Raw genomic sequence first — 20127 nt, forward strand, 5'->3', positions numbered from 1 at the left:
CGGGCGTTAAGCCTGCAGGCTCACCCTGATGTCGTCCGAACGCGACTCGCCTGAAGAAGCCCCATGACCGCTCACCGCGCCCGCCTCACCGAGTTCGACATCCGCCGCCTGATCAAGGCGACCGATGACGACGAACGCGCCTCGGCCGCGCACAAGCTGTGCCGCAGCATCGACCGGGCAGAGCTGACCGCCGAGGACCGAGAGGCGGCGCAGAAGATCATGCGCGTCCTGGCCAATGACGCCGCCGAACTGGTTCGCCGGGCGCTGGCGGTGACGCTGAAGAGTTCGGACCTGTTGCCGCGCGATGTTGCGCGGATTCTGGCGGCGGACGTGGATTCCATCGCCCTCCCGGTCATCGGCGCCTCGCCCGTCTTCACCGACGAGGACCTGATCGAGATCGTGCGCGCCGGTTCGGCCGTGCGCCAGATCGCGATCGCCGCCCGCCCGACCGTGTCGCGCGACGTTGCGGACGTGTTGAGCTCGGACGGCTGCGAACAGGCGGTGCGGACCCTGGCGTCCAACGACAACGCTGACATTTCCGAAGGCGCGATGGGCAAGGTGGTCGACCGGTTCGGCCAGACACCCGAGGTCGTGGCCGCCCTGGCCTATCGCCAGGTCCTGCCGCTGGGCATCACCGAACGGCTGGTCGCCCTGGCGTCCGACGCGGTGCGCGAGCATCTGATCACCCGCCATGCCGTGGCGCCCGAGACCGCCATCCGCCTGTCGAGCTTCGCCCGTGAACGCGCGACGGTGGACCTGATCGACCAGGCGGGCGCCAGCGCGGACCTGCCGATGTTCGTGGCCCAGCTGAATGCGCGCAAGGCCCTGACGGCGTCGCTGCTGCTGCGGGCCCTGGCGCGGGGCAAGATGACCCTGTTCGAGCACGGCGTCGCCGAGCTGTCGTCGACGCCGCACCCGCGCGCCTGGCTGATGGTGCATGACGCCGGGCCGCTGGGCCTGAAGGCGATCTACGACCGCGCGGGTCTGCCGCCGCGCCTGTTCCAGGCGTTCCGGGCCGGCGTCGACACCTGGCGTCAGCTGTCGGCCGAAGGGGCGGACACGTCAGGCGAGGCCTTCCGCGAGCGGATGCTGGAGCGGTTCCTGACCCAGCGTCCGAACGCGCCGAGGGATGACCTGGCCTATCTGATGGAACGGCTGGATCAGCCGACCAGCCCCCCCGCTCGAATGACGGCGGCGAACGCGGCCTGAAGCTCTCTTAGTGCGCTTCCGCTCGCGACGCGGTCGCTCGCTGCTTGAGCGCCGGTTCGTCTGTTTGTCCGGACGTAAAACACCCTGACGAAACGGACGAAACGGACCGTGGGCTAAGTAAAATCAGGGGGTTAGCCGAGGGGCGCTTCGTCCGACGGGGTCTTTCTGCTCACTTGGATTGTCAAAGACCGGGTGATGAGAGTGTACGCCCGATTTGAAGGGCACCTGGTTAAACGGCTCTCAAAAGATCGGAGCGTTGAATTCGTTAGCTGAATTCGGGCGTCCGTTGATGGGTATGACGCAAGAACCCCTCTCCCGGAGGGAGGGCGCTTGAGTGGAGGGTGGCCCTCTGGGTCGATCTGGACCACGCGTAGTCGCCTATACGGGGTCGAAGCCAGGGCCGAGATCGCGCCGCTAGAGGTGCAAACCCTGAGTGAGGCGGCAATTCGATAAGCACCGGCTTCCCACTTTAGTTAGGGGCCAGAAGATATCGAAAAGGTCCCGACATCCCGATGGAAGGGTCAGCCCGCCCGGTGCGCGGCGACTTTTGCTTCGAGGGTTTCCGCCAGGACGCGGCCCGTGGGGTGGTCGTCGGTCTGGATCTGGTCGCGGACGACGGCCCGGATAGCGTCGATGTGGGCGTCGATCAGCATCATCGGCGCTTCCAGCCGCTTGATGGGATCGTCCATCAGCTTGCACAGCGAGCCGGCGAGGCGCGTGACCAGCGGATACTGATAGGTGGCGCCGAGACCCTTGAGGTCGTGGGCGCGGAAATAAAGGCCCTCGGCGGTCTGGCTGTTGTAACCCTCCGCGCGGATCGCGGCCTGGGCCGCGTCGAGCTTGGTGATCTCGTCCTGGAGCCACTGACCGAACTGGCCGGACATCGCCTTGAGAGCCTCTTCGGCCCTGGCGATGGCGTCGGCGTTGATGCCGCCGAAACCGCCGCCGACCTTGGCGCGCAGCATGTTGGGCGGACGGATGACCTGAGCCGGGTTGCTCACGATGAACTCCTGAAGACTGACTATCTCAGGATGCACGAGGGCTCTTAAGAACCCGTGACCTGCATGCAGAGTCCTGAGCCAATCGGAAAACCGCCTGCACTTTTCCGGGTCAGGCCTTACCCCGTGAACTGTTCGGCGAGGACGCGTTCCTCAAACGAGCGGCCGGCGTCGAACAGCATGGTCAAGCCGACGTCACGTCGCTCCTTGACCACCACCTTGACGACCCGGCGGATCTCCAGGCTGTCCGCCACGGCGCTGACCGGGCGCTTGTCGGCCTCCAGCACCTCGAACTCGACCCTGGCGCGGTGAGACAGGAGGGCGCCGCGCCAGCGACGCGGCCGGAAGGCGCTGATTGGCGTCAGGGCCAGCATCCGCGCGTCCAGCGGAATGATCGGGCCGTGCGCCGACAGATTGTAGGCGGTGGAACCGGCGGGCGTGGCGACCATGCAGCCGTCGCAGGCCAGTTCCTCCAGCCGGACCTTCCCGTCGACGCTGATCCTGAGCTTGGCCGACTGGCGTGTCTGCCGCAGCAGGGAGACCTCGTTGATGGCCAGGCCGGTATGCACCGCGCCGCTCTCGGTCCAGGCGTCCATCTGCAGCGGGTGGATGACGGCGCGGCCGGCGGCGGCGATCCGCTCCGGCAGGGCCTCCTCGTCGTAGTCGTTCATCAGAAAGCCGACGGAACCCCTGTTCATGCCGTAGACCGGAATCTTGCGCATCAGGTTGGCGTGCAAGGTCTCCAGCATGAAGCCGTCGCCGCCCAGGGCCACGATGACATCGGCCTGGGCCTCCGGCGCCGATCCGTAACGTTCAGTCAGGCGATCGCGAGCCTGCACGGCCTCGGGCCGGTCGCTGGCGCAAAAGGCGATTCGAAGGGAGGAGGGGTCGACACTCACCCGCTCACGAGAAGCCGAGCCGGGCCGGTAAGTCAAACGCCGTCGTGGTCGTCAGGCCCCGATGTGGCCCATCAGGGCACGGAATTCACGCATGGCGGCGGACGGCGGCAGGGTCATGCGGCCCGCATAGCCTTCGTCGCCGTCACCGGGCCAGCCGCCGTTCAGCTTGCGGATTTCTTCGAGTACGGCCGGGAAGACGGCGCGGTCGATCCCCACGGCGGCGCAGGCCAAAAACAGGGCGTCCGGGCTGGGGCGCACGATCGCGGCGCGGATGTGGCTGATCGGAAAGCCGCCCAAGGCCGCGATGCCGTGTTCAAACAGGCTGAGGCGTTTCTCGCGGACGGCGCGGATCAGGAAGCCGGCGCGCAGCTGGCCGGCGCTCTGCAGCTTGGCGACGAGACGGCGTTCCATCTCTTCGTGATCGGTGACGTCGGCGGGTTCCATGCCGAGCGGCTCGGCGCTGGGCGGAGCGGCGACGGGTCGGGTTACGGCGTCAATGGCTTCGGCCAGTCGGGTCTCGTCGACGCGGAAGCGCTCTCCGATGGCCTCGCGCAGGGACTGGCCGACCCACTGATAGAGCTGCGTCGCCAGGGCGTCGTTCAGGCGCGGGTGTCGGGTCAGGGGCGCGCGCAGGGCGGCGATGCGGCGCGACTGCTCGATCAGACGGCCGAGGGCGTCTTCGCTGACTTCCGCGGTCTTGTTGCCGGCCAGCGCCGTGAGGCTGGCGGGTTCGCCGCGGTCGATGATGGCGTCGGCGACCCGGCCGCTGATGCGGGGGCGGCGCGCGACCTCGATCTGGTGCTCGATGGTGGCCTCGACCAGGACCCGCAGCAGGTCCTGATCCTTCAGAAGCGGGCTCTGGGCGATGACGGGGCGGGCGATCTCGATTTCATCGAGCGCCAGCATGGCGATGAGGGCGGGCGGGGCCCATTCGGCGGCGGCGAGGCTGTCGGACAGGGCTTTTCGGATATCGCGTTCGGCCTGGCCGGCGATGACCATAAAAATCTCGCCGAGAATGGGCGAGGCCTCGGCGCCGGGCGGGGTCGCGTCGCACAGGGCCGCAATGCCAAGCAGCAACCGGCGGCGATCGTCCACACCTTTGCCGCGTGCGAGCTCAAGGAGATGTTGTGCGGAGGACAGGGTCTCCGCGTCGGTGGAGCGATGGGACTGAAGTTGGACAACAGCGGTCACGGCGAACTCCGGCCGGACGTTGAGCATCCGAGCAGTTTCAACCTTGGCCGCAGGAGGTGAAAACTCGGTTAACGAAGCCTGAATGTGGTGCGTCTTGACCCGATCCGGTGTTGGCGCGACTTTGCCAACGTCGCCCGGCAAGAGGCGATGGAGGATTTAGTATGGCCGACGGCGCAGCCCAGTCTTTGAAATCGCGGGTCTCAGCCGAGGAATGGCAGGCGCGGGTCGACCTGGCCGCCCTGTACCGGCTCGTCGCCCTGAACGGGTGGGACGACATGATCTTCACCCACATCTCGGCGCGAGTGCCGGGGCCGGAACACCATTTCCTGATCAACCCTTACGGGTTCTATTTCGAGGAGATCACCGCCTCGTCCCTGGTGAAGGTCGATCTGGAGGGTAACATCGTCGAGGAGACACAGAACTTCATCAATCCGGCCGGCTTCACGATCCACTCTGCGATCCATGCGGCGCGCGAGGACGCGCATTTCGTCATCCACCTGCACACCGTGGCCGGCGTCGGAGTGGCGGCGCAAGCCGAGGGGCTGCTGCCGATCGGCCAGAACGCCTGTCTGCTGCAGCACCAGGTCGCCTATCACGGCTATGAGGGTCTGGCGCTGAACCACGATGAGCGCGAGCGGCTGGTGGCGGACCTGGGCGACAAGCCTCTGATGCTGCTGCGAAACCACGGGACGCTGGCGGTCGGACAGACGGCGGCTGCGGCCTGGGTCGGGATGTTCTTCCTCGAGCGCGCCTGCGCCCAGCAGGTCGCGGCGCTGTCCGGCGGGCGAGAACACGTCCTCATGGCGCCCGATGCTGCCCAGGCCGAGACGAAGGAGCAGGGCAGGGGCATCGGCTTCATCGCCGCTCTGGCCTGGCCGGGCGCGCTGCGCCTGGTGGATCGCAAATCGCCTGGCTACGACGCCTGATGCTCTGTCGCTGCCTCGCGGGCCTGTTGCTCGCGACGGCGGCTACGTCGGCCGACGCCAATGCCTGGACCCAGCGCAAGGGCAAGGGCCAGGTCATCGTCAAGGCGGAGACGATGCGGGCGAAGGAGGGTTACGATCCGTCCGGCGCGGTCTTGCCGTTGCCGATGGAACGCGAGGACCGGTCGCTGGGCGTATTCGCCCAATACGGGCTGACCGAGACTTTGACCGTCCAGTTCAAGGGCGATTGGCAGTCGGGCGAGGACGCCTTCGTCGATTATGACGGGCGGGGGCCCGTCGAACTGGGCGTGGCCTGGCAGGCGTATCGTGACGATCGGAACGCGGTCAGCCTGTATGCCGGCTATTCGATCTCCGGCGACGGGCGCAACGCAGGCTATGCCGCGCCGGGCGCCGGCGAGCAGGACTGGGAGGTCCGGGTGTCGGCCGGTCATTCGCTGGGCGGGCCGGGAAGGGGTCTGGCCGGCGGATGGGGACCGGACCGATCATTCGTCGAGATCCAGGCGGCCCGGCGCATGCGCGACGGCCTGCCGGACGAGACCCGGGCGGACTTCACCGTGGGCGGCCATTTCGGCGAAGGCTGGATGGTGCTGGGCCAGGCCTTTGGCGGCATGACAGACGGCGGCGGCGCACGCTGGCTGTCTGTCGAGACCTCGGTGGTGCGTAACTTCGGTCGCTGGAGCCTGCAGGCCGGGTGGCGGCGCACGGTCGCGGGCCGGGAAACGCCGCTGGCGGAGGGTGCGGTGATCGCCCTCTGGCGGAGATTTTGATCCGCGACAGTCTGGCGCGCCGGAAACTGGAACGGCGCACGTTACAAACTCTTTAGGTTGCCTAGCGAGGCGGAATGGGTATTCCGGGCCGCCCGCTTGCTCAAAGAGATCGAACCGCGTGATCAGACGTCATTTGTTCCTCGTCATCGCCGCCGCCGTGCTCGGTCTGATGATCGTCGCGGCCGTGTTGCGCGTCGCCTTCGCGGGTGATGAGCCAGGCGCCGGCGGGCCGGGGGGAGGTCGGGGCGGACCCGGCGGCGGGCGCGGCCAGGCGGTGTCCGAGGCTGTGGTGGCGCTGCGGCCCTTCAGCGACCAGATCAATGTGCTGGGCGTTGCACGCGGCCGACGGTCGGTGAACGTCACCTCCAGCACCTCCGAGCTGATCACCGCCGTCCTGTTCAGCGACGGTCAGCGCGTGGCAGCGGGGACGCCTCTGGTTCAGCTGCAGGCGCGCGAGGAAGACGCCAGCATCATTCAGGCCCGTGCACAGGTGGCGCAGGCCCAGCGCGAATTCGACCGGTTCAAGGCGCTGGCCGAGCGCGGCATCGCGCCGCGCGTGTCCGCCGAAGACGCCGAAACGGCGCTGGAGACGGCCCAAGCCTCGCTCTCCGCCGCCGAGGCGCGTCGCGGCGACCGGATGATCCGGGCGCCGTTCGCCGGCACCCTGGGTCTGTCGTCGGTGACGCCGGGCACCCTGATCAGCCCGGGAGCCGTCATCGCCACCCTGGATGACACCTCGGTGATCCGCGTCGATTTCCCGGTGCCTGAACGCTACCTCGCCTTGCTGCGTCAGGGCCTGCCGATCGTGGCCACGGCCGACGCCTATGGCTCCGAACAGTTCTCGGGCCGGATCGCCCTGATCGACACCCGGATCAACGAGACGACGCGCGCCGTGACCGCACGTGCCGAGTTCCCTAACCCCGGCGGACGCATCCGTCCCGGCATGCTGATGCGGGTCGGTATCCAGCAGGGCCAGCGCCAGACGCCGTCGGTGCCTGAATCCGCCATCCAGTACGAAGGCGACGGCGCCTTCGTCTATCGCATCGCCTCAGGGGAGCGCGGCTCGACCGCCCAGCGTGTGACGGTCGAGACGGGAGCGGTGGAGAACGGCTTCGTCGAGATCGTCTCGGGTCTGGCGGCCAATGACCGCGTTGTCGGCTCCGGCCTGAACCGCATTCAGCCCAATGCGCCGATCACGGTTGCGGGAGCCGGGGGCGCAAGGCCTGCCACACAGGTCGCCGCCCAGGCCCCGGCGCCTGCACCGTCCGCCGCCGGGCAGCCGCAGGCGGCCGCACGATGATGCTCTCCGACATTTCCGTCCGGCGGCCGGTGTTCGCGGCCGTGGCCGCGATCGTGCTGTGTGTGATCGGCGCGGCTGCCTTCTTCTTCCTGCCGGTGCGGGAGCTGCCGGACGTCGATCCGCCGATCGTCTCGGTCTCGACCAGCTACGCAGGCGCCTCGGCCGAAGTCATCGAGAACCGGATCACCGAGCCGATCGAGCAGCAGGTCGCCGGCATCCAGGGCGTCGAGCGGATTACCTCGTCCAGCCGCGACGGCCGATCGAACGTCACCATCGAATTCGCTCTGGACCGGGATATCGACGTCGCCGCCTCCGACGTTCGCGACCGGGTCAGCCGCGTGCAGGGCCGCTTGCCGGCCCAGGCCCAGCCGCCGGAAGTCGCAAAGGCCGATTCCGATAGCCAGCCGATCATGATCCTGTTCCTGCGGTCGTCGTCGATGAACCGGCTGGAGCTGACCGACTACGCCGACCGCAACCTGCTGGACCGTCTGGCGACCGTGCCGGGCGTAGCCCAGGCCCAGATCTACGGCGAGCAGCGCTACGCCATGCGCATCTGGCTGGACGCCGCCGCCATGGGCGCGCGCGGCCTGACCGTCTCGGACGTCGAACAGGCCCTGACGAGCCAGAACGTTGAACTGCCCGCAGGCGCGCTGGAATCGACGGACAAGGACTACACCGTGCGGGTGGCCCGCACCTATGCGCGGGCCCAGGACTTCGCCCGCCTGCCGATCGGCACGGCCGGATCGGCCTCGATCGGTTCGGCGGGCGCCTCGGGTGCGGTCTCGACCGGCTCCATACCCAACGGCTCGGGCGCGACCGGCGCCCTGCAGGCCCGCGCGACCTATGTGACCCGTCTGGGCGACATCGCCCGGGTCGAGGAAGGCCCCGCCGAGTCGCGCCGCCTTTTCCGCGGCAACGGACTGGATCAGATCGGTCTGGCCGTGACCCGTCAGGCCCAGTCAAACGATCTGGAAATCTCAAAGGGCGTCGAGGCCCTGGTCGAGGAACTGCAAGGCACACTGCCGCGCGGCACCGAGCTGGTCGTCGGCTCGGACAATTCGGTCTTCACGTCGCACGCCATCGACGAGGTGTGGATCACCATCGGCATCTCCATGGTGTTGGTGGCCTTCGTGAACTTCATCTTCCTGGGCAGCTTCCGGGCGGCGCTGATCCCGTCAATCGTGGCCCCCATCTGCCTGCTGTCGACCTTCATCGTCCTGGCGCCGCTTGGTTTCTCGCTGAACCTGTTGACCCTGCTGGCTCTGGTGCTGGCCATCGGACTGGTGGTCGACGACGCCATCGTGGTGACCGAGAATATCCAGCGCCGCCTCGACCACGGCGAACCGCCGCTGGTCGCCGCCGAGCGTGGCACGCGTCAGGTCTTCTTCGCCGTCATAGCCACCACCGTGACCCTGCTGGCCGTGTTCGCGCCCCTGCTGTTCCTGCCCGGATACGTCGGGCGGCTGTTCGTCGAGCTGGCGGCGGCCATCGCCGCGGCCGTGGCCTTCTCGGCCTTCCTGGCGCTGAGCCTGTCGCCGATGCTGGCGTCCAAGATCCTGAAGCCCGCTGCCGGCTCGGGCTGGCTGGCGCGCAACGTCGACCGGGCCATGGACGGGCTGAAGAACTCCTACGCCCATTCGCTGGACGCGATGGTCGGCAAGCGGGTGGCCGTGATCGGCGTCTCCCTGCTGATCCTTCTGGTCGGCGCGGGGGCCGGGGGCATATTCCTGAGCCTGCCGGACGAACTTGTGCCGCCCGAGGATCGGGGTCGGGTTCAGGTGCGCGTCCAGGGGCCTGAGGGCGCCGGCTTCGACTACACACGCCAGATCATGATGGGCCTCGAGCCGATCCTGGCGGAGTACAAGGACGCGGGCGAGGTCGACAGCTTCCTGATTTCCGCCCCAGGGTTCGGCGGCGGCAGCTACAACTCCGGCAACGCGTCTCTGATCCTGAAGGACTGGTCGGTGCGCGAGCGCTCGGCGGACGAAATCGCCCAGGAACTGAACGGCAAGCTGCGCTCCCAGACGGGCGCCCAGGTCAACGCCTCCACTCCCGGGGCCTTCCAGCGTGGTGGCGGGGGCGGCGGCGGGAACTCGATCGAACTGATCGCCACGGGCGCTGAGTACGAAGAGATCTACAACTGGCTGCAACCGCTTCTGGCGGCGTCGCTGGAGAACCCCGGCTTTTCACGCCCGCGTCTGAACTACGAGCCCAATGCGCCGCGTCTGCTGGTCGATGTCGATCCGGAGAAGGCTGCCGCCCTCGGCGTGTCCGCCCAGGAGATCGGGCGGACACTGGAGACCATGTTCGGATCCCGCCTGGCCACGACCTACATCCGCGGCGGGCAGGAATACGACGTGATCCTGCAGACCGAGCGGGCCAATCGCACGTCTGTCGGGGATCTGGAACGGCTGTATGTGGGAGCGGGGTCCGGCGCACTGGTGCCGCTGTCGTCGGTGGTCACGACGCAGACCTCGGGCGACACGCCCGACCGTCGCCGTCTCGACCGCCAACGTGCGATCACTCTGTCGGCGGACCTTAACCCCGGCATGACCATCGCCGATGCCGTGACCTTCATGGAAGAGCAGGCGGCGCAGCAGCCGCAGGGCGTCGTCACCCTGCAGTACGGCGGCGCGGCGCGCGACCAGCAGGAGGCCGGCGGCGCCGTGACCTGGGCCTTCGCCCTGGCCCTGCTGCTCGTCTTCCTGGTGCTGGCCGCCCAGTTCGAGAGCTGGATCACCCCGGCGGTGATCATGCTGACAGTGCCTCTGGCAGCGGCGGGCGGGCTGTTCGGTCTTCTGATGGCCGGCTCCAGCCTGAACATCTATTCGCAGATCGGGCTGATCATCCTGATCGGGATCGCGGCCAAGAACGGCATCCTGATCGTGGAGTTCGCCAATCAGTTGCGAGACCAGGGCCGTTCGATCAAGGAGGCCATCGTCGAGAGTTCGGCGCTGCGTCTGCGCCCGATCATCATGACGTCTATCGCCACGGCCTTCGGGGCTCTGCCGCTTGTCTTGTGGCAGGGTGCGGGGGCCGGAAGCCGCCAGACGATCGGCGTGGTGATCTTCACTGGAGCCATGTTCTCGACCCTGCTGACCCTGTTCGTGGTGCCGGTGATCTATGGAGCGCTCGCGCGTTTCACCAGGTCGCCCGAATATACCGCCCGCAAGATCGAGGAGTGGGAGGCCCAGGAAGCGGTCGCAAACGATCCTGTCCCGGCCGCCGCCGAATAGCCCTCTCGCCCCACCCCTAGGGGGTGGCAAGGCGCGAACCGCCGGGTGACGGCGGCATGGTGTCCCATGACGGCCTTGTCTGGGTCGCCTTGCCGCGTCCATCCGGTCTCCGCGCAGTTCATCCTCGGGCCGAGCGAAGCTCGGACCCGGGGGCTCCAACAACCCTTCCCGGAGGGGGAGAGAGAGGTCTGTCGCTGGACTTTCCTTCCGCTCCTGATAAGCGTTCGCAATGTCCAGTGTCATCAAGTTGAGCGACGCCCGCGTAGGCGACCGCGGCGTCATCGTCTCGGTCGGCGACCATTGCCACCATCAGGCCGGCGAAGTGGAGCTGGAGCGCCGTCTGCTGGAGTTGGGTTTTGTCGAGGGGGCGAACGTCGAACTGCTGCACGAGGGTCTCTTCGGCCGTGATCCGATGGCGTTGAAGGTCGATGACATGCGGGTGGCCCTGCGCCGCAAGGAGGCGGCCAGCTTGACTGTCGACCTGGCCCCGATCCTGCTGGAAGCCGCTGAATAATGGACGTCGCTGTCAGGCCCCTGCGGGTCGCCCTGGTCGGAAACCCCAACTCGGGCAAGACCGCCCTGTTCAACGCCCTGACCGGCGCGCACCAGAAGGTCGCGAACTACGCCGGGGTCACGGTGGAGCGGAAGGAGGGCCGGGTTCTGGCCGCCTCGGGCCGGTCGATGTCGGTGCTGGACCTGCCGGGGACCTATTCGCTGCGCGCCCGCAGCCCAGACGAGGAGGTCACGCGCGACGCGGTCCTCGGGCGACTGGTGGGCGAGGCCGTGCCGGATGTGATCGTGGCGGTGGCCGATGCGACCAATCTGCGGCTGGTGCTGCGGCTAATTCTGGAGCTGAAGGCCGTGGGGCGGCCGATGGTTCTGGCGCTCAACATGTACGACATCGCCCAGCGACAGGGCCTGCGCATCGATCTTGAGAGGCTGCGCGTCGAACTGGGCGTGCCGATCGTGACCACGGTGGCGACGCGCAGGCGTGGCATCGAGGACCTGGTCGCCGAGATCGAGACGGCGGCGGGACCGGGGTGGACGTCCGAGGGCGAGACATGGACCGCGCCGGACGCCGAGGCCATTCGCGAGGCTCATCGCCGGGCCGAGCAGATCATGCGGTCGGCGGTGCGTCCGCCGGAGCGGCCGGACACCCTGACCGGCAGGATCGACGGGGTCCTGCTGCATCCGGTCATCGGACTGGTCGTCCTGATGGCCCTGCTGTTCGTCATGTTCCAGGCGGTGTTCGCCTGGGCGACGCCGGCGATGGACGCGATCGAGGCGGGTTTCGGCCTGATCGGTGCGGGTGTCAGCGCGGTCGTGCCCGACGGCGGGCCGGTCTGGCCTCTGGTGCAGAGCCTGATCGTCGACGGGGTGATCGCGGGCGTGGGGGGCGTGCTCGTCTTCCTGCCGCAGATCGTGATCCTTTTCGCCTTCATCATCCTGCTGGAAGACTTCGGCTACATGGCGCGGGCGGCCTTCCTGATGGACCGGATCATGGGCGGGGCGGGGCTGCATGGGCGGGCTTTCATCCCCCTGCTGTCCTCCTTCGCCTGCGCCATTCCCGGCGTGATGGCGGCGCGGGTGATCGACGCCAAGCGCGATCGGCTGACGACCATCATGGTCGCGCCCCTGATGACCTGTTCGGCGCGCATCCCGGTCTACACCCTGATCATCGGCGCCTTCATTCCGCAGCAGACGGTCTGGGGCTTCGCCAACCTGCAGGGGCTGGTGATGTTCGGCCTCTATGCGGCGGGGATCGTGTCGGCGCTGCTGGTCTCCTTCGTCATCCGCAAGGTGTTCTGGAGGGGCGCGGTCGAGCCCTTCATGATGGAGCTGCCGGCCTACAAGACGCCCGACGCCAAGTCGGTGCTGCTGAACCTGTGGATCCGCGCCAGGATCTTCATGGAGCGGGCGGCGCGGATCATCCTGCCCTTGATGATCCTGGTCTGGGCCGCCTCGACCTTCCCCTATCCGCCCGAGGGCGCGACCCAGCCGGCCATCGACTATTCCTTCGCCGGGATGATCGGCCACGCCCTGGAGCCGATCTTCGCCCCCATCGGCTTCAACTGGCAGATGGTCGTGGCTCTGGTCCCGGGGATGGCGGCGCGCGAGGTGGCCGTGGCCGCCCTCGGCACCGTCTATGCCATCGCCGACGTCGAGAGCGCTGGAAGCCTGCTGGGCGCGACCTTGGCGGCCCAGTGGTCGCTGGCGACGGGGCTGTCGTTCCTGGCCTGGTATGTCTTCGCGCCGCAGTGCGTGGCGACCCTGGGGGTGGTGAAGCGCGAACTGAACAGCTGGAAATGGATGTGGGTCATGGTCGTCTACATGTTCGCCCTGGCCTATCTGGCGTCCTTCGCCACCTACCGGATCGCAGTGGCGCTCGGAGGGGGCTGACGCTTCCTTTCCGTCTACCCCGGCCCAGGCCGGGGGCCAGAGACGCACACGCTGATGCTTCAAGGCTCTGCGCTCCATGCCCTGACCGAACACTGGATCCCGGCCTTCGCCGGGATGCACGGTGAAAGGGGCCGGGCCCTCGGGACAATCCCGAGGGTGGCGGGTATGGGGAGTGATGAGCCTTGTCTACGCTTCCATCGTCATGGGCCTGCTGGGCCTGATCTTCGGCAGCTTCATCGCCGCGGTGACCGTGCGCCTGCCGAGGGACGAGGAGATCGTCGTCACCCCGTCGCACTGCATGAGCTGTGGCGAGACGCTTAAAGCCTGGCAGCTGGTTCCGGCGATCAGCTGGCTGGTCCAGCGCGGCAGGTGCGCGATGTGCGGGGCGGCGGTGTCGCCGCGCTATATCCTGATCGAATGCGGCGCGGCGGCCATCGGGGTCTGGGCGGCGCTGTGGGGATATGACAGCGGCTGGCTGCTGGTCGGGGCGACTGCGGCCCTCGGGTGGCAACTGCTGCTGATCGCCCTGATCGACGCCGAGAATTTCTGGCTGCCGGACGAGCTGACCCTGCCGTTGATCGCGACGGGGCTGATCGCGGGGGCGCTGCTGGCCCAGGGCTGGCCGATCCCGCAACTGGTCGGCGCCGTGGCCGGGTTCGGCATCCTGTGGGGGCTGGCCGAGATCTATCGGCGGGTGCGCGGCAGGGAAGGGCTCGGCGGCGGGGATCCGATCCTGTTCGCGGGGGCGGGGGCCTGGATCGGTTGGACGGGGTTGCCGACGGTCCTGCTGTGGGCCTGTGCGGCGGGCTTCAGCATCGTCCTGACCCTGCTGATCACGCGGAGGAAGGTCGAAATGACCCAGAAGCTGCCATTCGGCACGTTTCTGGCGATCGGGATCTGGCTGACCTGGCTCTATGGGCCGCTGGCGACCTGAGGTGCGACTCCAAAAACGAGTCTACAGACTCGACAGAGTCGCGCGGCGGAAATCTCTGAGGCGATGTCAAAGACCGTTCGACGCGACGATCATAGGCGCGCCGCACGACAGTTTCGGACGCAGCTTCAGCGGCCGGTCACCAGTTTCACGACGATGTGGGCGGTGGTGTCGATGATGGCGTCGGGCGGGGTGTCGCCGCGTCGCATCAGGTCGAAGCCGGCGGCGACCGACTCGACCAGGTTGGCGACCTCGTAGGAGGTCAGGCGCGGGTCGAGGCCGGGCGCGTGATAGCCGGTGGCGTGGGCGACGGCGATACGACGCTCCAGCGACAGGTGGACCCGACGGAGACGGCGGATGCGCGCCTCGACGAAACCGGCTTCACCCTTGTCGGCCAGCATGTGTTCGATGCGCAGGACCGGGCCGTGGTCACGCCAGATCAGCAGCACGTCCATGACGTAGGCGCGGGCAGCGGCGAAGGCGTTTTCCGTTGACCAGTCGCCGTCAAGGTGGCGCGACAGGGGTGCGAAATCGACGGAGGCGGCTTCGCACAGGGCCAGAACCGGCTCCTCCACCGTCTTGAAATAGGTGTAGAAATTCGACGGGGACACGCCGGCCTCGAGCGCGACGTCGGCGACCCGGATTTCTCCGAGGTGCTGGCGGTCCAGCAGACGGCGGGTGGCGTCGAGGATCGCGGCGCGCGTCTTTCCGCCCCGCGCGCCGATGCGGTGACCCAGTTTGTTGATCGCGCGTTCGGCCATGAGGGAGCGGCCCGGAAGGAGTGGTGCCGGCTGCAGGAATCGAACCCGCGACATCCAGTTTACAAAACTGGCGCTCTACCAACTGAGCTAAGCCGGCCTTGCTCCGCCTTTAGCGGGGGAGGCGGAGATTAGTCCAGCGCCTCCGCGATCTTTGCCGCCGTCGCCTTGAGTTCCTCGACATCGGCCATGCCGGCCTGGCCGTGGCCCTTCAGCGCGCGGTCGGACCAGCGGGGGATGACGTGGACGTGCAGGTGGAAGACGGTCTGGCCGCCGGCCTCGCCGTTGAACTGCATGATCGAGACGCCGTCGGGCTTGAGGGCCTTCTCCACGGCGCGGGCGGTGCGCCGGGTCGCGGCGGCGAGGCCGGTCAGCACGTCGGGTTCGACCTCCAGCAGGGTGCGGGCGGTGGATGTTTTCGAGATCACGAGGACGTGGCCCTCGGACTGGGGGAACACGTCCATGAAGGCGAGGACGGCGTCGTCCTCCCAGACTTTCACCGCAGGGATTTCGCCGCGCAGGATTTTGGCGAAGATGTTCGAGGGGTCGTAGGGGGCGTGCAGGGTCATGAAATCCTTTCGTCATCCTCCGGCGAGCGCAGCGAGACCGGGGGACCCAGCGGCGCCGAAGGCGATCTGTTCATACAGACTATCCGAAACCGCTTCGTTCGCGACAGGTTCGCGCTATCGCGCGCCGCTGGGTCCCCCGGTCTGCGCCGCGAAGACGCGGCTTGCCGGAGGATGACGAAAGAGAGGGCGTTTGCCCCCTGCGGCGACGCCCGCTAGAGCATCCGCTTCCCCAAAGCCTGCCCAAAAGACCGCGCCATGCACGATATCCGAGCCATTCGAGACAACCCCGGCCATTTCGTTGCCGGCTGGTCGTCGCGCGGCGTGGACGATGCGCAGGCGCTGGTCGACCAGATCCTGAGCATCGACACCGAACTGCGCGCCGCCCAGACGGCGGGGCAGGAGGCGCTGGCGAAGCGCAATGCGGCCTCCAAGCTGATCGGCGCCGCCATGGGCCGCAAGGACATGGAGGAGGCCGACCGGCTGAAGGTCGAGGTCGAGACCCTGAAGGGCGACATCGCGAGCCACGGCGAGGTCGAGGCGGCGAAGGGCAAGGCCCTGCGCGACCTGCTGGCGGCGCAGAAGAACCTCGCGGCCGACAACGTGCCGGACGGCGAGGACGAGGCGGGCAATGTCGAGACCGCGCGCTTGGGCACGCCGCGCGCCGGTGGCCCGGCCAAGGATCACGCAGATCTCGGCGAGGCCATGGGGCTGCTGGACTTCGAGGCGGCGGCGAAGATGTCGGGCGCGCGGTTCGCGGTGCTGAAGGGCGGACTGGCGCGGCTGGAACGCGCCATCGGCCAGTTCATGCTCGACGTGCAGACGACCGAGCACGGTTATCTGGAGGTCAATCCGCCGTATCTGGTGCGCGACGAGGCGATGTTCGGGACGGGGCAGCTGCCGAAGTTCGAGGAGGATTTGTTCCGCGTCGGCGAGCACCTCCTCATCCCCACCGCCGAGGTCTCCCTGACCAATCTCGTCCGCGAGCAGATCACGCCGGAGGAGGAGCTGCCGCTGCGGCTCACGGCCCTGACGCCCTGTTTCCGGGCCGAGGCGGGGTCGGCGGGGCGGGACACGCGCGGGCTGATCCGCCAGCACCAGTTCCACAAGGTCGAGCTGGTCTCCATCACCACGCCGGACCAGTCCGACGCCGAACACGAGCGGATGACGACCTGCGCCGAGGCGGTGCTGCGGAAGCTGGAGCTGCCGTATCGCCGGATGCTGCTGTGCAAGGGCGACATGGGCTTTTCGGCGCGGAAGACCTTTGACCTGGAGGTCTGGCTGCCGTCGCAGGGGACCTATCGCGAGATCAGTTCGGTCTCGAACTGCGGGGACTTCCAGGCGCGGCGGATGGACGCGCGGTTCAAGCGCAAGGAAGGCAAGCCGGAGTTCGTGCACACGCTGAACGGCTCAGGCCTCGCGGTCGGGCGGACGCTGGTGGCGATCATGGAGAACTATCAGGACGAGGGCGGGCGGATCGCCGTGCCGGCGGCCCTGCTGCCCTATATGGGCGGGGCGACGCACGTCGGGTGATTTTTTTCCAGTCCGCTCATCCCCGCGAAAGCGGGGACCCAGTGGTTTTTCGAGTCACGGCGTCTGGATCGGGCAACGGTGCGAATTCTGCCGCGTTGATCGCCTACAGAACTGGGTCCCCGCTTTCGCGGGGATGAGCGGAAACAAGGGAGTCCGGAGATGAAGATGATTCTAGCAGCCCTGGCCTTGTCGCTGGCCGCGACCGGTCCGGCCGCCGCCCAGAGCACCGGCTTCACCGCCGATCAGACCACCTTCGAAGGCTGGATCAATTTCTCGGGCGAGGAATTCCAGCTGATCGAGAGCGAGAACCGCTACGTCGCGGGCACGCGTCGCCCCTGCGTCTCGGGGGCCCTGCCGCGCGACGAACAGCGCATGGCGGCGAGCACGATCGGGCGCCAGAAGGTGCGGGTCACCGGCACGGCCATGGAAAGGTCCGACGACCTGCCGGGCGACCGCTATGATTACGAGGGTTCCAGCATCCGCAACGAGTGCGATGGTGCCTTCGTGATCCTGGGCACGGACATCGCCGTCATCCAGTAGGGTGTCGCAGGGTGCGCGGGGGCGGGGATTCGGCTATTCCCTCCCGACTGACCAAAGGCTTCTGATTTGCGCATCCTGCTGACCAACGACGACGGCATCGAGGCCGAGGGCCTGGCCTGTCTGGAACGGATTGCGCGGACGCTGTCGGACGACGTCTGGATCGTTGCGCCGCACGAGGAACAGTCGGGCAAGGGCCGGGGAATCACCCTGACCGAGCCGCTGCGGGTCAACCGGTTCGGGGACAAGCGGTTCTCGGTCACGGGCACGCCGACCGACTGCGTCGTCCTGGCCGTCAACAACCTGATGGACGCCAGGCCGGGCCTGGTGCTGTCGGGCGTCAATCGCGGGCACAATGTGGGCGAGGACTGCTCCTATTCCGGTACGGTGGCAGGCGCGCTGCAGGGCATGGCGTTCGGCATCCGCTCGATCGCATTGAGCCAGTCGCTGGAGCGGTTCCACGACGACGTCACCGCCCACTGGGAGACGGCCGAGGCCTTTGCCCCGCCGATCATCAGCCGTCTTCTGGCCGAGACCTGGCAGGCGGGCGTGGTGATGAACCTGAACTTCCCGGCGCGGCCGCCTGAGGCGGTCAAGGCGGTCGAGGTAACCGTGCAGGGCTTCCGTCAGGCCGGAGAGATGCATGCGGTCAAACGCACCGACCTGCGCGGCCGCGACTACTACTGGATGAGCTTCCGCGGTTCGAAACAGGACCACGCGCCGGGCACCGACCTGCGGGCCATGGACGACGGCAAGATCTCGGTCACGCCGCTGCATATCGACCTGACCCACAAGCCCAGCGTCCACGACCTGAAGGGCCTGCTGGGCGGGGCGCCGCCGAAGGCGCTGGCGGGATGAATCTGAAGGACGACAGGGCGGGGCGGCTGATCCTGTCGCTGCGGCAACAGGGGGTCACCGATCCCCGGGTGCTGGCGGCGATGGAATCGATCGACCGCGCCGTGTTCGTGCACCATAAATTCCTCGATCAGGCGTGGGAGGATCAGGCCCTGCCGATCGACTGCGCCCAGACCATCTCCCAGCCCTATATCGTCGGCCTGATGACCCAGGCGCTGGAGGTCGAGCCGCGCCACCGGGTGCTCGAGATCGGCACCGGCAGCGGCTACCAGTGCGCTGTGCTGTCGCGGCTGGCGCGCTATGTCTATTCGGTCGAACGCTATCGCAGCCTGCTGGTCGAGGCCGAGGGCAAGCTGCGGACTCTGGGCATCGACAACGTCATCACCAGACACTCCGACGGCGGCCTCGGCTGGCCCGAACAGGCGCCGTTCGACCGGATCATGGTCACGGCCGCCTCGCCGAACGAGCCGACCGAACTGCTGAAACAGCTGAAGCCCGGCGGGGTGCTGGTCGCGCCGGTGGGCCGGACCTCGGTGCAGATGCTGCATCGCTATACGGGCCAGGAAGACGGGTCCTTCCGCCGCGAGAGCCTGTGCGAGGTCCGCTTCGTGCCCCTGGTCGAGGGGACGGCGAAGGAGGGGTGAAGTCACCTCCCCGTGCGCGCTTGCGCAGGGGGAGGTGGCTCGGCGCGAAGCGGAGAGACGGAGGGGTTCTGGCCCCACGAACAACCCCTCCGTCTGCTCGCGAGGGGCTCGCATCCACCTCCCCATTCGCCAGGTGGCGAACAGGGAGGAGACGTCTCGCGCCCGCCCGTTAACCTCTCCGCCCCACTTTCGCGCGCTTTGGCGGGTTGGCTTACGGGCTCCGGCGGGGCATGTCGGGCAGGGTGAACGGGGAGCGGCGGATGCGTCTTTTCAATCGGGTCGGGGCGAACTGGATCAGGGCGGCGGCGATCGCCTTTGCCGGAATGGCGGCCACGGCCTGCGCCAGCTATCCGGAGGCCCCGCGCTATTCGACCCGGCCGATGGAAGGCTATGGCGCGCCCGGCGTGCGCCCGGCCGACCCCTACGGCGCCCAGCCCCAGCCGCCGGTCTATGAGGCGCCGCCGCCGATGACCGCGCCGACCGAGCGGATCGAGGGCGGGGCGCTGCCGCCGCCTTCATCCTCGTCGTCAGACAACTATCCGCCGCCGGCCTACAATCCCCCGGCCTATACGCCGCCCGCGACCTCGCCGTCCTATGTGACGCCCCGGGCGCCCATGAGCGTCAACGCGGGCGCGGCCTATGTCATCCAGCCGGGCGATACCATCTCGGGCGTCGGACGACGTTTCCAGACCCCGGTGCAGAACCTGATCGACCTGAACGGCCTGGGGCCGCGCGGCGCGATCACCGTGGGCCAGTCGATCATCCTGCCCGACAGCGCGCTGGACACCGGCCCCGATCCCTATGCGACCGGTCCCGCGCCGGTCGGGGTCATGGTGCCCGAGAACGGGGTGATTCCGCCGCCGCCTCCGCCGCCGTCCGGAAATCCGGCCGCGCCGCCGCCGACGCGACAGCCGGATGCGACCGGCTCGACCGGCGTCGCGTCCGCTGGAGCCACAAGCCTGCAATGGCCTGTGCGGGGCGAGGTCCTGCGTCGGTTCGGGCCGGTCGGTCTGGGCGAGCGCAACAACGGCATCAATATCGGTGCGGCGGCGGGCGCACCGGTGAACGCCGCGGCCGGCGGGCGCGTGGCCTATGTCGGCGACGACATCATCGGCCAGGGCCTGACCGTCCTGATCATTCACCGCGACGGCTGGCGGACCGTCTATGGGCATCTCGGTTCGGCGACGGTCGACGACGGCGCGGACGTGCGGGCGGGCCAGCAGGTCGGCACGGTCGGGCTGACCGCCGGCGACGGGCGTCCCTCGATCCACTTCGAGACCCGCCGCATGCAGGGCGACGAGCCGGTGGCGATCGATCCGTTGACTGTTTTGCCACGGTAGAGACGCCGAACCATCACGC

Annotated in this window: 18 protein-coding genes and 1 tRNA gene; 13 read left to right on the top strand and 6 right to left on the bottom strand. The window is 68.1% G+C overall.

The features are described 5' to 3' along the window. Window positions 1–63: 63 nt before the first annotated feature. Window positions 64–1209, top strand: coding sequence for a DUF2336 domain-containing protein (locus tag ACP7AZ_RS00825; RefSeq protein ID WP_425987425.1), 1146 nt, complete (start codon window positions 64–66; stop codon window positions 1207–1209). A 521-nt stretch (window positions 1210–1730) separates the two neighbouring features. Here ACP7AZ_RS00825 and ACP7AZ_RS00830 read toward each other — a convergent pair. The 3 genes from ACP7AZ_RS00830 to ACP7AZ_RS00840 all read right to left on the bottom strand — a co-directional run bounded on the left by ACP7AZ_RS00830 (window position 1731) and on the right by ACP7AZ_RS00840 (window position 4297). Further along, window positions 1731–2210, bottom strand: a complete 480-nt coding sequence (locus tag ACP7AZ_RS00830) for an Hpt domain-containing protein (protein ID WP_426035161.1) — start codon at window positions 2208–2210, stop codon at window positions 1731–1733. A 116-nt stretch (window positions 2211–2326) separates the two neighbouring features. Continuing rightward, window positions 2327–3106 carry an NAD kinase gene (locus tag ACP7AZ_RS00835; RefSeq protein ID WP_426035163.1) on the bottom strand — a complete coding sequence of 260 codons (780 nt, stop codon included), beginning with the start codon at window positions 3104–3106 and terminating at the stop codon, window positions 2327–2329. A 51-nt stretch (window positions 3107–3157) separates the two neighbouring features. After that, on the bottom strand, window positions 3158–4297 hold the full coding sequence (locus tag ACP7AZ_RS00840; RefSeq protein ID WP_426035165.1) for a DUF2336 domain-containing protein: 1140 nt from the start codon (window positions 4295–4297) through the stop codon (window positions 3158–3160). Between the two features lie 161 nt (window positions 4298–4458). Between ACP7AZ_RS00840 and ACP7AZ_RS00845 the strand changes: the two genes are divergently transcribed. From ACP7AZ_RS00845 to ACP7AZ_RS00875, 7 genes are all read left to right on the top strand, one after another. Further along, window positions 4459–5223, top strand: a complete 765-nt coding sequence (locus ACP7AZ_RS00845) for a class II aldolase/adducin family protein (RefSeq protein WP_426035167.1) — start codon at window positions 4459–4461, stop codon at window positions 5221–5223. Continuing rightward, window positions 5223–6008, top strand: a complete 786-nt coding sequence (locus tag ACP7AZ_RS00850) for a hypothetical protein (RefSeq protein ID WP_426035169.1) — start codon at window positions 5223–5225, stop codon at window positions 6006–6008. Before ACP7AZ_RS00845 ends, ACP7AZ_RS00850 begins: the two co-directional genes overlap by 1 nt. 118 nt (window positions 6009–6126) lie before the next feature. Further along, window positions 6127–7308: an efflux RND transporter periplasmic adaptor subunit gene (locus tag ACP7AZ_RS00855; RefSeq protein ID WP_426035171.1), complete on the top strand. Its 1182-nt coding sequence runs from the start codon at window positions 6127–6129 to the stop codon at window positions 7306–7308. After that, window positions 7308–10544 (top strand): efflux RND transporter permease subunit, encoded by a 3237-nt coding sequence (locus tag ACP7AZ_RS00860; protein WP_426036045.1) that lies wholly within the window; start codon window positions 7308–7310, stop codon window positions 10542–10544. Before ACP7AZ_RS00855 ends, ACP7AZ_RS00860 begins: the two co-directional genes overlap by 1 nt. 229 nt (window positions 10545–10773) lie before the next feature. Next, complete coding sequence (locus ACP7AZ_RS00865; protein ID WP_426035173.1) at window positions 10774–11058, top strand: FeoA family protein; 285 nt, start codon at window positions 10774–10776, stop codon at window positions 11056–11058. Further along, window positions 11058–12944, top strand: coding sequence for a ferrous iron transporter B (feoB, locus tag ACP7AZ_RS00870; RefSeq protein ID WP_426035175.1), 1887 nt, complete (start codon window positions 11058–11060; stop codon window positions 12942–12944). Before ACP7AZ_RS00865 ends, feoB begins: the two co-directional genes overlap by 1 nt. A gap of 175 nt (window positions 12945–13119) precedes the next feature. Continuing rightward, window positions 13120–13878 (top strand): prepilin peptidase, encoded by a 759-nt coding sequence (locus ACP7AZ_RS00875; protein ID WP_426035177.1) that lies wholly within the window; start codon window positions 13120–13122, stop codon window positions 13876–13878. A 125-nt stretch (window positions 13879–14003) separates the two neighbouring features. Here the strand turns inward: ACP7AZ_RS00875 and ACP7AZ_RS00880 are convergent, their stop codons facing one another. From ACP7AZ_RS00880 to ACP7AZ_RS00890, 3 genes are all read right to left on the bottom strand, one after another. Then, the gene (locus ACP7AZ_RS00880; RefSeq protein WP_426035179.1) at window positions 14004–14636 is read right to left on the bottom strand and encodes a TetR/AcrR family transcriptional regulator; all 633 of its coding nucleotides are present in this window, start codon (window positions 14634–14636) and stop codon (window positions 14004–14006) included. 21 nt (window positions 14637–14657) lie between these two features. Beyond that, a tRNA-Thr gene (locus ACP7AZ_RS00885) sits at window positions 14658–14733 on the bottom strand. Between the two features lie 31 nt (window positions 14734–14764). Then, window positions 14765–15202 (bottom strand): HIT family protein, encoded by a 438-nt coding sequence (locus ACP7AZ_RS00890; RefSeq protein ID WP_426035181.1) that lies wholly within the window; start codon window positions 15200–15202, stop codon window positions 14765–14767. Window positions 15203–15457: 255 nt separating this feature from the next. On the opposite strand from ACP7AZ_RS00890, the gene serS reads away from it, so the two are divergent. The 5 genes from serS to ACP7AZ_RS00915 all read left to right on the top strand — a co-directional run bounded on the left by serS (window position 15458) and on the right by ACP7AZ_RS00915 (window position 20108). Further along, complete coding sequence (gene serS / locus ACP7AZ_RS00895; protein WP_426035183.1) at window positions 15458–16732, top strand: serine--tRNA ligase; 1275 nt, start codon at window positions 15458–15460, stop codon at window positions 16730–16732. Window positions 16733–16891: 159 nt separating this feature from the next. Further along, window positions 16892–17272 (top strand): hypothetical protein, encoded by a 381-nt coding sequence (locus tag ACP7AZ_RS00900; RefSeq protein ID WP_426035185.1) that lies wholly within the window; start codon window positions 16892–16894, stop codon window positions 17270–17272. Between the two features lie 66 nt (window positions 17273–17338). Then, window positions 17339–18127, top strand: coding sequence for a 5'/3'-nucleotidase SurE (surE, locus tag ACP7AZ_RS00905; RefSeq protein WP_426035187.1), 789 nt, complete (start codon window positions 17339–17341; stop codon window positions 18125–18127). Further along, window positions 18124–18768: a protein-L-isoaspartate(D-aspartate) O-methyltransferase gene (locus ACP7AZ_RS00910; RefSeq protein WP_426035189.1), complete on the top strand. Its 645-nt coding sequence runs from the start codon at window positions 18124–18126 to the stop codon at window positions 18766–18768. Before surE ends, ACP7AZ_RS00910 begins: the two co-directional genes overlap by 4 nt. Window positions 18769–19028: 260 nt before the next feature. Continuing rightward, complete coding sequence (locus ACP7AZ_RS00915; protein WP_426035191.1) at window positions 19029–20108, top strand: peptidoglycan DD-metalloendopeptidase family protein; 1080 nt, start codon at window positions 19029–19031, stop codon at window positions 20106–20108. Window positions 20109–20127: the final 19 nt, after the last annotated feature.

It is taken from the genome of Brevundimonas sp. DC300-4 (assembly GCF_049897365.1).
GTDB lineage: Bacteria > Pseudomonadota > Alphaproteobacteria > Caulobacterales > Caulobacteraceae > Brevundimonas.

Bases quoted from the DNA above. Each gene is read 5' to 3' on its own strand.
- ACP7AZ_RS00825 (WP_425987425.1), top strand. From the start codon at position 64: ATGACCGCTCACCGCGCCCGCCTCACCGAGTTCGACATCCGCCGCCTG.
- ACP7AZ_RS00845 (WP_426035167.1), top strand. From the start codon at position 4,459: ATGGCCGACGGCGCAGCCCAGTCTTTGAAATCGCGGGTCTCAGCCGAG.
- ACP7AZ_RS00850 (WP_426035169.1), top strand. From the start codon at position 5,223: ATGCTCTGTCGCTGCCTCGCGGGCCTGTTGCTCGCGACGGCGGCTACG.
- ACP7AZ_RS00860 (WP_426036045.1), top strand. From the start codon at position 7,308: ATGCTCTCCGACATTTCCGTCCGGCGGCCGGTGTTCGCGGCCGTGGCC.
- ACP7AZ_RS00865 (WP_426035173.1), top strand. From the start codon at position 10,774: ATGTCCAGTGTCATCAAGTTGAGCGACGCCCGCGTAGGCGACCGCGGC.
- feoB (WP_426035175.1), top strand. From the start codon at position 11,058: ATGGACGTCGCTGTCAGGCCCCTGCGGGTCGCCCTGGTCGGAAACCCC.
- ACP7AZ_RS00875 (WP_426035177.1), top strand. From the start codon at position 13,120: ATGAGCCTTGTCTACGCTTCCATCGTCATGGGCCTGCTGGGCCTGATC.
- ACP7AZ_RS00880 (WP_426035179.1), bottom strand. From the start codon at position 14,636: ATGGCCGAACGCGCGATCAACAAACTGGGTCACCGCATCGGCGCGCGG.
- ACP7AZ_RS00890 (WP_426035181.1), bottom strand. From the start codon at position 15,202: ATGACCCTGCACGCCCCCTACGACCCCTCGAACATCTTCGCCAAAATC.
- serS (WP_426035183.1), top strand. From the start codon at position 15,458: ATGCACGATATCCGAGCCATTCGAGACAACCCCGGCCATTTCGTTGCC.
- ACP7AZ_RS00900 (WP_426035185.1), top strand. From the start codon at position 16,892: ATGAAGATGATTCTAGCAGCCCTGGCCTTGTCGCTGGCCGCGACCGGT.
- ACP7AZ_RS00910 (WP_426035189.1), top strand. From the start codon at position 18,124: ATGAATCTGAAGGACGACAGGGCGGGGCGGCTGATCCTGTCGCTGCGG.
- ACP7AZ_RS00915 (WP_426035191.1), top strand. From the start codon at position 19,029: ATGCGTCTTTTCAATCGGGTCGGGGCGAACTGGATCAGGGCGGCGGCG.